At 43.3% G+C, this 11361-nt stretch carries 11 protein-coding genes; all 11 read right to left on the bottom strand.

The genetic code is table 11. The features are described 5' to 3' along the window. Positions 1–133: 133 nt before the first annotated feature. The 11 genes from BKD12_RS06430 to BKD12_RS06380 all read right to left on the bottom strand — a co-directional run bounded on the left by BKD12_RS06430 (position 134) and on the right by BKD12_RS06380 (position 11221). Positions 134–337 carry a DUF6472 family protein gene (locus tag BKD12_RS06430; protein ID WP_070088479.1) on the bottom strand — a complete coding sequence of 68 codons (204 nt, stop codon included), beginning with the start codon at positions 335–337 and terminating at the stop codon, positions 134–136. Positions 338–358: 21 nt separating this feature from the next. Then, on the bottom strand, positions 359–1717 hold the full coding sequence (locus tag BKD12_RS06425; RefSeq protein WP_070088478.1) for a D-serine ammonia-lyase: 1359 nt from the start codon (positions 1715–1717) through the stop codon (positions 359–361). An 88-nt stretch (positions 1718–1805) separates the two neighbouring features. Then, positions 1806–2357 carry a cupin domain-containing protein gene (locus BKD12_RS06420; RefSeq protein WP_070088477.1) on the bottom strand — a complete coding sequence of 184 codons (552 nt, stop codon included), beginning with the start codon at positions 2355–2357 and terminating at the stop codon, positions 1806–1808. Between the two features lie 134 nt (positions 2358–2491). After that, a complete protein-coding gene (locus BKD12_RS06415) occupies positions 2492–2842 on the bottom strand; it encodes a molecular chaperone Hsp90 (RefSeq protein ID WP_070088476.1) in 351 nt (116 codons plus the stop codon). 85 nt (positions 2843–2927) lie between these two features. Beyond that, entirely contained in the window at positions 2928–3977 is a 1050-nt protein-coding gene (locus BKD12_RS06410; RefSeq protein WP_070088475.1) for a helix-turn-helix domain-containing protein, read from the bottom strand. A 135-nt stretch (positions 3978–4112) separates the two neighbouring features. Continuing rightward, entirely contained in the window at positions 4113–4625 is a 513-nt protein-coding gene (locus BKD12_RS06405) for a GNAT family N-acetyltransferase (RefSeq protein ID WP_070088549.1), read from the bottom strand. A 44-nt stretch (positions 4626–4669) separates the two neighbouring features. After that, on the bottom strand, positions 4670–5356 hold the full coding sequence (locus tag BKD12_RS06400) for a metallophosphoesterase family protein (protein WP_070088474.1): 687 nt from the start codon (positions 5354–5356) through the stop codon (positions 4670–4672). Positions 5357–5395: 39 nt separating this feature from the next. Next, the gene (locus BKD12_RS06395) at positions 5396–5977 is read right to left on the bottom strand and encodes an SOS response-associated peptidase (protein ID WP_070088473.1); all 582 of its coding nucleotides are present in this window, start codon (positions 5975–5977) and stop codon (positions 5396–5398) included. Between the two features lie 163 nt (positions 5978–6140). After that, on the bottom strand, positions 6141–7112 hold the full coding sequence (locus tag BKD12_RS06390; RefSeq protein WP_083262866.1) for an alpha/beta hydrolase family protein: 972 nt from the start codon (positions 7110–7112) through the stop codon (positions 6141–6143). A gap of 315 nt (positions 7113–7427) precedes the next feature. Then, a complete protein-coding gene (locus tag BKD12_RS06385; RefSeq protein ID WP_070088471.1) occupies positions 7428–9230 on the bottom strand; it encodes a UvrD-helicase domain-containing protein in 1803 nt (600 codons plus the stop codon). Continuing rightward, positions 9230–11221, bottom strand: a complete 1992-nt coding sequence (locus BKD12_RS06380) for an ATP-dependent nuclease (protein WP_070088548.1) — start codon at positions 11219–11221, stop codon at positions 9230–9232. The genes BKD12_RS06385 and BKD12_RS06380 overlap by 1 nt, the downstream gene beginning before the upstream one ends. Positions 11222–11361 lie beyond the last annotated feature (140 nt).

Here is an 11361-nt window from a genome sequence, read left to right as displayed (position 1 = left end):
CTATTAATAAGGTACCTTATGATTATATGCGAGAGCAGCGGAAAAGTCAAACGGGGACGTACACCTTTGCAAAAGGTGTACGTCCCCGTTTGACTTTTCGGGTGTCCCTATCTGACTTTTGCCCTGTCCCCTTTTACATCTGCTTCCTCACGATCCGATAGTCGTCCCCATTTCTGTAATACGGACATTCGTAGTGTTTATCGGAAATCAGGCGGATATATTCGTCTTCATCCATGCTGATGTCGCAGACATATTCTTCGTATTCGTCGTCATATATGTAGTAGGTGCAGGTACCGCAGCTTGCTGCCCCGCTCTGGCGTGATGTTTCTTTTTTCATGATCTTCTCCACCTATTTCGACTAATTTGCGTCTGATGAGCTTTCCACTTCTGCCGCTTTTTTCAGATAGCCCTCTCTTACCTCTTCCGGCACCAGTGATCCTCCGGTGGCCCAGGCGATGTGGGCGGCCTTTTCCATCTTGTCGCTTAATCCCTGCTCTTCTAAGTATTTCCTGCAAGCTTCTTCTTTTTCAATCCGTACCGGTCCCGCAAATGCCGCACAGGAGCTGGGCTCGATAAATATGTGTTCCTGATCCAGAAGCGCCTTCATGTATAGATAAAGCCTGTCATCTTCCACTGTAAATTCGCCGCTCAAAAGATGCTCTACCGTTTTTCCCACAAATTTGGACGGGCGCCCCACCGCCAGGCCGTCTGCTTCTGTCTTACCGGACAGGCCGATGTCCTGCACGCAGATATCGCTGTGAAGCCCGGTCGCAATGCCAAGGACCATACAGCAGGCCTGCACCGGCTCTTCATAGAAAATATGCACATTGTCTCCGTAAATGAGCTTCAGCCCAAAGGTCACTCCGCCCGGCGCGCCGCCGACTCCGCAGGGAAGGTATACAAACAGCGGATGCTCATCGTCTACTTTGATTTCGCACTCTTCCAGCTGCTTTCTGAGGCGCAGTGCCGCCACGGCGTATCCCAGGAACAGATTGACTGAATTTTCATCATCTACAAAATAACTGTAGGGATCTTTTTCGGCTTCTTCTCTTCCTTTTTTGACCGCAGCCCCATAATCTCCGGCATACTCGATCACTTCCACGCCTTTCGACCGCAGAAGGTCTTTTTTCCACTGTTTGGCATCCTGGGACATGTGAACATAAACATGGAAACCGACTGCCGCGCTGATAATACCGATGGACAATCCCAGGTTTCCAGTTGAACCTACATGCACAGAATACTGCGAGAAAAATTCTTTCGCTTCAGGATCCGCAAACTTTTCATAGTTCTCTCCCGGTTTCACGATACCGTGTTCCAGAGCCAGGTCTTCCGCATGCTTTAAAATCTCATAGATGCCGCCTCTGGCTTTGATCGATCCGGCAACCGCCAGATCCGAATCCATTTTCAACAGCAGCTTCCCTGTCAGTCCGGCCCCCCATGTACTGTTCAGCTTTTCTTTCATGCCCGGAATCTCTTTTAACGGAGATTCAATGAGCCCGTCTCGGTCTCTGGTCTCCGGAAATACACGGCTGATAAAAGGTGCGAATCTTTGCAGCCTTTCTTCTGCATCTTTCACATCTTCCATCGTCAATTCGATTCCTTCCAGCGCTTCCTTTGTCCCGGTCAGCAGGGGATTGATCCAGCTGACCTCCTCCTGATTCCGAAGGTTTCGTACAACGGGCGCTTTTTCTTCCAGCATAGCCAGTTCCATAACCATTCCCTCCTTTTTGATATGAATTCAGTATAACACCTCGTTTGTTAACTGTAAATTTATTTTATTAAATATAATTAAACACTTCTGTCTATCAGAATGATGGCGGCGTAATTGCAAAAATAACCTTTGCCTCTTCTTCTTCATGGTTCTCCCAGCGGTGCGGGCACTGCGGCGGAATCCTGACACAGTCTCCCTCCCCCAGTTCATATTCCTTCCCTTCCATGTAAATTCTCACAGCTCCTGTCATCACATATGCCACTTCTTCACCGGCATGCTCCATCTCCCGTTCTGAAGACACCTGCCCCGGCGGGACCGTCATAGAGCAGAATTCAATCATGCCGCTCACATCCGGCGTTAACAACTGGTAAACAACTTCTTCCTCCGGACGGCCGATGATCTTATATTTCCCCTTTCGCACAATGACCTTTTCCTCTTTATTCTCATCCTGGAAAAACTTGAACAACGGCACCTGCAGCGCTGCCGCCAGGGATTTCAGTGTGTTGATAGACGGATTCACTCCATTATTTTCCATCTGGCTTAGCATGGAAGGTGTCGTCCCTGCCCGCGCCGCTAATTCTCTTAAGCTTAATCCCCGCATATTACGAAACTGTCTCACTCTTGCTCCCAGATTGATATCTTCCATCGCACTACTCCTTTTTCCCCGCCGTTTTCTTTTATTATAAAACCTCCTTCTTGCCATGACAATCAAAAAGAGGCCTGTCTTTCGACAGACCTCCCTTTTTCTGAATCTTCAGCTATTATACCTGTAGCCGACACCTACATCTCGTCTTTTTTGGACAGAATTGCTTCTACTGCAGCGCAGGCCGGGCAATCACAGTATTTTGCACCGGCTGCTTTGATCTCTTTTGCATGTTCAGCCACATTACCTGCATTAGCTCCAAACACTTTAGCCCCGGCTTCTGATTCTGCAAAGGCGATCAGTCCATCTACCGTCACGATGTCCTCTTCCAGCTCCGCAATGTACTTTTTCGTCTCTTCTTCCTGCCTGTCAGTCCCAACAGCGTCAAGCCATGACTGCGCTGCCTCTTTCGCTTCCTGGCTGCAGGATGGAGCCGCCATCAGCTCTTTTGTTTTTTCAACTACAAAATCCAGTACTTCTTTGTTCATGTCGAACCCTCCTTGCTTTTCCAAACTGTCTCTATTATACCACGTGCACAGGAAAGAAAGCTACGCCGCAGGCGGTATTTATTTTCTATACCATATATTTTTCTTTTAATTCCTGAAATTCTTCACATTCCCGCAGGAACGCATATTCATCCTCTTTTTCAATAAGACGAAACAACGATTCTGTCATCAGGCGTCCCATCTTCGGATCCGATTCTTTCGTATCCAGATGGGTGAATAGAAGAGAGGTACCCAACTCCCACGGTTTTGACAATGCCCCCAGCATTTCTCTTAACAGCTCCACACACCGGTGTGCATCTTTTTCTTCCACAGCCACAGTAAATGCCACTGTGCAGGCGCTGTAGTCCCACTGGTAGATTCCCATCACTTTCCGGCTGTATTCCGCGATTTCCAGGGCCCGCTCCCTGTCGCCTTCCCGCACGGCCGCTACCGCAAGCTGATTCAGCATCAGAAATACTTCCTGCAGCTGCCCGTTCAGCTTTCCTTCCAGAAGTTTTGCCGCATCCTCATACCGCTTCTGCTTCATATACATGGAAATCAACAGCTGGCGCCGGTCCGGAGCCTGGTACTCCGGGAGCTGACCGATCAGCTCTTCAGCCTTTTCGTATGCCCCTTCCTGGATATGCATGGACGCCAGGCCGTACCGTGCAAGGTCTGCCGTCGCCGGCTTTCCGCATGTGATCGCTCTTTCATAGAGTTCCACTGCAAAGGCCTGATTTTTTGCAAGTTCTTCTTCCGGCACCATAAACAGAACACTCATGCCCCGCACCATGACGCCCATCTGATATAGAAGTTCTCCGCAGGACGGATATTCCCGGATCCTCTCTCTTACCAGCTCCATCGCCTTTTCCACGCCGTCTTTTCTGGCAATCTCTCCGATCTCATTTGCATATCTTGTGATCTCTTCTTTTGTCAGATTTTCCCGAAAACAGAACAATTCGTTAAGATCCGTTTCCAAAAGCCTGGCCAGCGCCGAAAGCAGTGTGATGTCCGGATAGGATGCACCGCTTTCCCACTTATTGACAGCAGGGGCGGACACTCCCAGCCGCTCTGCCACCTGCTCCTGAGTCAGCCCTCGTTCTCTTCGTTTCTGCCGAATCACATCCTTCATCTGCATAACAGTTCCTCCTTTGATCGTCTGATTTCACATCCCTGTAAATGCAAAGGCCTTTGCTGTTTTTATTGTAGCAGACAAATGAATCTACGGGTATTGAGCTGTTATTAAGTTACGGGAACATTTTTTAACCATCAGTTAATTCAGCACGCAGCTCATCTCATACCACTGCTCGCCTCCCCAGGACGAACCGGAAATCCCCTGGTTCTGGAAGCCCATCTTTTCGTACATCTTTACCTTTCCTTCCAGGCAGGTCAAAATGATGGTCTTTCTCCCCTGCTTCCGTTCTCTTTCCAGATACCTGGACACGATCGCAGTCGCAAGTCCCTGTCTCCTGTAATCCGGCAGCACATCCAGTCCCAGCAGCATGATGTTCTTTCCCTGCGGATCATGCAGTCCGGCATCTTTAAAAAACTCATCTCTGAGTGCTTCCTCATCGGTTGCCAGGCCGTTCAGAAATCCGGCGATCTTTCCAGTCTCCTTGTCTACTGCTACCAAAAAGAATTCCGGCGCTGTCAGCACCCTTTCCTTCATCATTTTCTCGGAGCATGCTTCATTGGGCGGAAAACAAATCTGTTCAATCTGCGCTGCCTGGTCTGCTTCCTCTGGCCGGATATTCCGAAATTCAAAACGCTCCTCTATCGAAGTCATGGTATTTCCTTCTCTCTTTACTGTCTGTTCATAAGATTGCTGTTTCATCTTCCTGTTTTGTTAACCTCCATTTTGTCTAATATTCCAAGGGCAGTCACGCCCGGATGTGTAACCTTGATCCGGCAGATTTCTTCCACAAACGCCGGCTCCAGCTTCAACTCTTCTGCAATCCTGGAAACCGTCTGTCCCTTTTCCATCCGCTTCAAAACCGCCTCGATGCTTCGCCGTCCACATTTCTGCGGAGCATCTTTCTCTTTTCTCTGCGGCGTCTCATCCGGAATATCCACCCGTTCTGCCCGCCATCCGTCCTCATCAAGCTCAAGGACTGCCATGGTAAGCTCCATCCGGAACCGTCGTCTGCCGCAGCTTCCCGGATTCAGCCAGAGCCTTCCGTCTTTCCACTCTTCCGCATACTTATGGGAGTGTCCGTAAATTACGATCTGCCGGTCTCCCAGCTCCTCCGGCACATCCTTCTTATTGTGCACCAGAAAAAAGTTTGCTCCTCCCAGGGAAAACGCCAGGTGATGGGGCAGATGCTCCGCCCACTCCTTATCATTATTTCCCCGGACTATATAGAGCGGCGCATCCGCTCTTTTGGCTTTCTCGATCTCGTCTATGATTTTCTGTGAAGCGATGTCTCCGGCATGGAGTACAGCGTCACATTCACTTATGATTTTCTTTACCTCCGGCCTGAGAAGGCCGTGAGTGTCTGAAAGGACTGCTAGTTTCATGGCAACTCCTTATTTATCTGGATTAATCATAATGCCAATCTAAAACAATGTCTGCTGCTCATATTCCTGGCTTTTCTGAAGCTTCGCCGGAACTTTGTGCAGTGCAAATTCCAGGAATGCATCGTCATAGATCCAGGATTCCAGCTCCTCTTTTTCCAGAATCAAAGGCATCCTGTCATGAACCGGACTTACGGATGCATTGGCCGCAGTCGTCAGTATAACGAAATGGTCTCCATCCTGAAAACGGTCGAAAAATCCGGCCATATAGAGCACTGGCTGATCCTGGCCGGAAAATGTCACTTTATTTTTCTGGGCATCCCACTCATAATACTGCCCTGCTGGAATGATACACCGCCTGCGCCGTACGCTTTCCCGGAACATATTCCGCTCCAGAACGGTCTCGGCTCTTGCATTGATAACCAGGCCTTTCTTCTGATACTGAGGAAATCCCCACTTCATTTCTTCTGCCGACAAATGCGCCGTCCTCCCAGTGATCACGAGGGCGGATTGGGACGGATAAATATCTCCGCGTTTTCCTTCCCGAAATACATCATTTATCTCCGGCGCTACATTTGCAATTTCCTTGATCGTGTGATCGTCTATGTAAAATCTTCCACACATAAATTCTTACCATCTATGTTTTATCTGTTTCTATCTGCATTTTTAGCAGGCTCTGCAAGATCCCGCTAAAAATATAAGGCTTTTTTATATTACTACAAATGTCTGCGGATCACAAGCTGGCGCTTTTGGCCTTCTTATTCTCTCATTTGTTCTTCTCGTATGCCTATCTTTTGATATGCTCTTTCATCCATTCACAGATCCGATCCGCAATCTCGTCACTGTTGTCCTCCATCATCAGCGCATGCGTATTGCCTCGGATTCCCAATTCCGGCAGCGATAACCAGGTGCTGTCCCCTCCCATGGAAAGAAGTTTTTCATGAAGATTTCTCATACTCCCTTCCCAGGCAAAGGCGCCAGGCCACTTATACCCGTCAATGCAGTACTCTTCTCCCAAGAAATCCCCATATACGAAAAGGAATGGAATTTCTCTAAAGGATGAGACGTCTACTTTTTCTACATCCATGTCAGAAGAACTCTCCACAAGGATCACGCCCCGTACATTTTCCACATTTTTAAGAGCAGCCTCCAAGGAAAAAAGACCTCCCTGACTGTGCGCCATAACGATCATTCCTTCCGTCATGCTGGCAAAATACGTATCATAGGCCGCCTGTACCATAGCATTAGAGGTTGTCCATCTGGGTACATGCTGTTTCATAAATTGATCATATTTGCTGTAGTCAAAACGGCTCCCTTCATAGGGCACGCCATATCTTGGTCCCAAGCGGTAGGTCGTCCACCGTTCCGCATAACTGTTGAACATAGGCGGCCCATCATTGATTTCCGGAAACTGTGCCCAGGAAGAACGGCCTCTCTCTACTCCATCGGAAACATTTACATTGAAACCATTCTGAAGGAAACGAAATTCCCATCCCGGTCTTCCGTCCTGGGTACTCTCCCACAGCGCGCCGGAAGATCCGCCGCCGTGAACCATACAGACCGGATAAGGCACCACCGGATCTGCCAGCCGTGTATACTGGACATACATCTGCCCTGCCTGAAAATCTCCGTTTGGATCATAGGTCACCGGAGGGCCTCCTGGCCAGAAGCTGGTCTGAATGGGTGCACTCCCCTCAATGGTCACTTTCTTTCCTCCAATATGATAACTTCCTTTTGAAATAATGCTGACTGCTTTCATCAATATATGCCACCTCTTTTCTTCCATTATTATAACGGACTTGACGCAGGCAAATCACCGGGGCGAGACGCCAAAATTTTTGTTTATATTATGTTTCTCACACATAATACGCCCCATTCAAATCCCCCCAATGTGAGCACATGGAATTCTCTGATATATTTAAATATAAGCTTTTCAGTGCAGAGACGCTATAGCCGCTTCCTAATAGAATGGTATCATTCTCTTTATTCGTCTTTTCTTTCCAGACCAAGCAAATAATATTGATAGATTATATAACCAATAGCTGCCATTTGTTCTCAATTATCTAAGCACTTCTCACATAAATTTCTTTCTCAACTGCAGTAAATATCTTGATGGATAATACCGTTTGCAGCAAATCTCACCATACCGATAATCCATCTCATTATAATAACTAGAGTACATCAATATACAGACACGTTTCGCACGGCTGACACACACAAAACAAATTCTATTTGATTCCTCTAAAGCCTTAGGGTCTTTGTCAACCCACCATCCCGGAAAATGCTTTTCTTCCATTCCCATCATAACAACAACTTCAAATTCTAATCCTTTAGAGCTATGTCTCGTAGATATCGTTATCTGATTATCAGGTTTCCCGATTTTGGAAAATTTGCTAGTATCATAATCTTTGTATTTTTCTTCAGATACTTCTGACCACAGTTTTTGTAGATTCTCCCATTCATCCGGCAACATTTCCGAGTTTTTAAACAAATCTTTTATCTTTAATTCCAAAAAAATGTATTTCAGCCAAACTTTCAGGTTTCCTTTCATTTCCATACTATCTTGCAAAACACCAAGTAAATCCTGTTTCATAAGCAACACATCTGACTCACTTACATATTTTTCATCCCGATGAAGCAGAACTAACTTTTGCCAATATTCAAAAATTTCGTCAAATGAGGATGTACTTTTATCATTTATCCATGCAGAGCACTCCTCAAGCCATTTAACAAAATCCGTTCGTTCAAAGTCATGTTTTGCTATGTAATAGGGTATATCTTCCTCTGCACATTTTATTCCAAGTTCATTACATTCACTATTTTTTGAAAGCAATACTGCAATTTCCTCTAAAGGAATATCTGCTTCAATACATGCAGGGATTATCTTTTCAACAAAAAAATTGTATTGTTCCTCTAAACCATTTTTGCATGATATAAATCTATACTCAGCTTTTTCATCTTCTCTTGTCATTGCATGGTAATGACGTGGAATGTTAAGTACAACTTCTGAACCGTCCACAATATCCTGATTGCTTCTATAGTTGTTCTGCAGTTCAATTGATATTGTATCTTTCCTATTATATAATTCCATCAAATAGTCTGGTATTGCACCAGAAAATCCATAGATTGATTGATCCGGATCACCCACTGCAAATATTTTAATATCTGTCTGAGTAAATAAAGCCATAACCATCTCATGTAACGGCTTCCCTAAATCCTGATATTCATCAATCACAAGCCACGGAAATTTGGCGCTAATACATTGTCTCACATACTCATGCTCCTGCAAGATTTTTGTAGAGATTAAAATAATTCCCTCATAATCAATGTACCCAGCCTCTAATACTCTTCTTTCAAATTCAACTGCGATCCTATGAGCTGTAGGATCTGAATTTACTTTAACACCACTCATTCCTTTTATTTGCAAAGACCGCTCTTTATCCACATTTGTTTTACTAAATTTTTTTATTCCTAAGTCTTTAAGCACCTTTTCATATATTTGTGTTTCTAATTTTTTCGGTAAGACTTTAATCGGTAGGCTAATTCCATAATCATATAGTTCCGCAAAATTAGCTATTATTTCTGAAATACAAAAGGAATGCACTGTACCTAGAAATACGTTTCTTCGTTTTCCATATCCTAATTTTATCAATCGTTCTTCAAACTCTCTTGCAGCTTCCCTACTGAATGTTAAACAGGCTAATCCTTGTGGCTCTTTAATTTCATTATTCAGTAGTTTCATTATTTTTAATGTAAGAATAGTTGTTTTTCCACTTCCCGGCCCTGCTATCACAACGGTACTATCATCTGTATCATAGGCAGCTTTTTGAAGCGGATCTGCTGAAATCTGCTCTAATTTTTCCGTATAATAACTCATTACCCATCCACTTTCTTATATATGTAATCTATTGCAGATTGAATATATCCTGGAATATGCTCTTTCATACATACACCTGATAATCTCTGAGCGAATCTTCCTTTTCCAATGCCATTTCCTTCAATTTTATTTAAGCATTTCCAATACTCACCCGCTTTTAACTCCTTTTTAAAATTTTGTTTTTGCTGGGCTCCACCAGTAGTTAATTCTGAAAACAAATCACTAATTACTTCAAGGGGCTTTTCACTATTATTATTTGGAATTGCTGCACACTCCATCATGTCAACTTCAAATGTATAATAACCAACAAACAAGCCCAATGAATAGAATAACTGCTCTTTTTCCTCTAGATCATCTGGCATTTTCTCATTACCATTTAAGCCAAGTTCATTTATCATCTGCTCAATAATTTCCATTCCCAGCCAGCCACTTTTTTCATCAGAGTCATCATTATCCATCTGGTGGTAAACTCGTTCCTCTTCTTCATTTACATAATAATAATCTCCATCCGTTATAACCGCGTATGGAATATCCAGACTTCGCAACAATTTCACATATGGAGTAAAATTAGTACAGTTAATATTACACACGATAATACCTTTCTCATCAAGTGGTTTCCCCAATAAATCAGCAAATCTTGGAATTAAATACTCCTCAGCAATTCCCTCTACCAAAATCACCGCCTTTCCAAGATAAATTTCCCCCCTTTTAACATCCAGATACCTTTCAACATCTAAAAACTCCCCATCACACATGGGCATTGTTGCTGTAGCATGTATCACTGTTCCGCCTTCTCTATCATCATGCAGATGAACAATTGAATCAATCGGTGCTATCGCAGTAATATGCGTAGAATGTGTTGTAAGCAAAACAGAATTGCTGCTATTTTGTATGACATCTCTATATATCAATCTTTGATTAACCGGATGTAGATGAGCTTCTGGTTCCTCAATTGCTAAAATAGTAACACCTTTTGAAATCGGCATATTTTCAGACATAAAAGTATACAATTTATCTTGTTGAATCTCTGAAATATCATCATTAAGAAAGTAGTTCCCATTTTTACTTTTCTCATAGGTATCTTTCAGTATCTTGCCACCTTTAATTGATGATAACTCCATATATTTCTCTGCTTTTATCAAAGACGGAATCGTCTTATCCTGCAATAATTGTAAAATCATAGAAATATATAAGATGTTATTCAACCCCAAACTTATCTCTGTTGTATTCCGTTGTGCCATTAAAAGTTTTAACGAAGAAAGTACTTTGGCTGGATTGATTTCCATTGCCCGAAGGGACACATCAAAGTCATTATTTCCTAAAACCATTCCAAATCGCTTATTTATATTATTCGTAAGATCCACTAATTCATCTAAATTCAGTATCTTCTCCCCATTTTTTCGGTATTCTTCTGCAATATGCTCTAAATCCTGTTTATCTATTGCATAATTTTTAAGCATCTTCTGGATAGGTGATGTCCGTGAATTTCTCATTTCACCTTCTACATCTCGCAGTGCCTTAACAACCTTTATATTCAAATATTTACGTTCATAAGAACCAAATTTCTTTGTCTCGTCATTTCCTTTATAAATATTGTATTGGTATTCAGCAACTCCCCCTTCATTAATATATGGAAAGAAACGATATGTAAATTTCAATACTTCCTTTCCGTCTTCTGTCATGACTGTTGCATCCTGAAATACAGCTAGAATTGTTTTGTTCTTATCATAATTATCTATAAAAATTTCAATAAGAATTTCTTCTTTGTTCTCCATTGGATTTTTAATAGAGTCATTAAAATCTGCTTCCTGCAACATTCGGTCTTCATCAGAAAGCGTAGGATCTAGTACCAACTGTAATGCCCGCAAAAAATTTGTTTTTCCAACATTATTTTCTCCAATAATAATCTGTTTATGACCAAGGCAAACATCTACATTTTTGAAATTCCGAAAATTTTTTATTACTACTCTTGAAATAAATAAACTTTTCATATTTCCTCCTCTCCCTTTATCGTGCTTATTTTCTCCGACTATAGGTACTTTTCTCATATTCATATCTTCTTCCGTCGCTTAATTTTCTCATATCTGTCTTACATACCGCATATTCCCGGTCATATACATTCCTATCTGTC

Origin of the sequence: Merdimonas faecis (assembly GCF_001754075.1) — a bacterium.
Lineage (GTDB): Bacteria > Bacillota > Clostridia > Lachnospirales > Lachnospiraceae > Merdimonas > Merdimonas faecis.
The sequence above is the reverse complement of the archived record's forward strand: the minus strand, read 5'-3'. Positions and strand labels throughout refer to the sequence as shown.

Coding starts and splice junctions, on each gene's coding strand:
- BKD12_RS06430 (WP_070088479.1), bottom strand. CDS start 337: ATGAAAAAAGAAACATCACGCCAGAGCGGGGCAGCAAGCTGCGGTACC.
- BKD12_RS06425 (WP_070088478.1), bottom strand. CDS start 1,717: ATGGTTATGGAACTGGCTATGCTGGAAGAAAAAGCGCCCGTTGTACGA.
- BKD12_RS06420 (WP_070088477.1), bottom strand. CDS start 2,357: ATGGAAGATATCAATCTGGGAGCAAGAGTGAGACAGTTTCGTAATATG.
- BKD12_RS06415 (WP_070088476.1), bottom strand. CDS start 2,842: ATGAACAAAGAAGTACTGGATTTTGTAGTTGAAAAAACAAAAGAGCTG.
- BKD12_RS06410 (WP_070088475.1), bottom strand. CDS start 3,977: ATGCAGATGAAGGATGTGATTCGGCAGAAACGAAGAGAACGAGGGCTG.
- BKD12_RS06405 (WP_070088549.1), bottom strand. CDS start 4,625: ATGACTTCGATAGAGGAGCGTTTTGAATTTCGGAATATCCGGCCAGAG.
- BKD12_RS06400 (WP_070088474.1), bottom strand. CDS start 5,356: ATGAAACTAGCAGTCCTTTCAGACACTCACGGCCTTCTCAGGCCGGAG.
- BKD12_RS06395 (WP_070088473.1), bottom strand. CDS start 5,977: ATGTGTGGAAGATTTTACATAGACGATCACACGATCAAGGAAATTGCA.
- BKD12_RS06390 (WP_083262866.1), bottom strand. CDS start 7,112: ATGAAAGCAGTCAGCATTATTTCAAAAGGAAGTTATCATATTGGAGGA.
- BKD12_RS06385 (WP_070088471.1), bottom strand. CDS start 9,230: ATGAGTTATTATACGGAAAAATTAGAGCAGATTTCAGCAGATCCGCTT.
- BKD12_RS06380 (WP_070088548.1), bottom strand. CDS start 11,221: ATGAAAAGTTTATTTATTTCAAGAGTAGTAATAAAAAATTTTCGGAAT.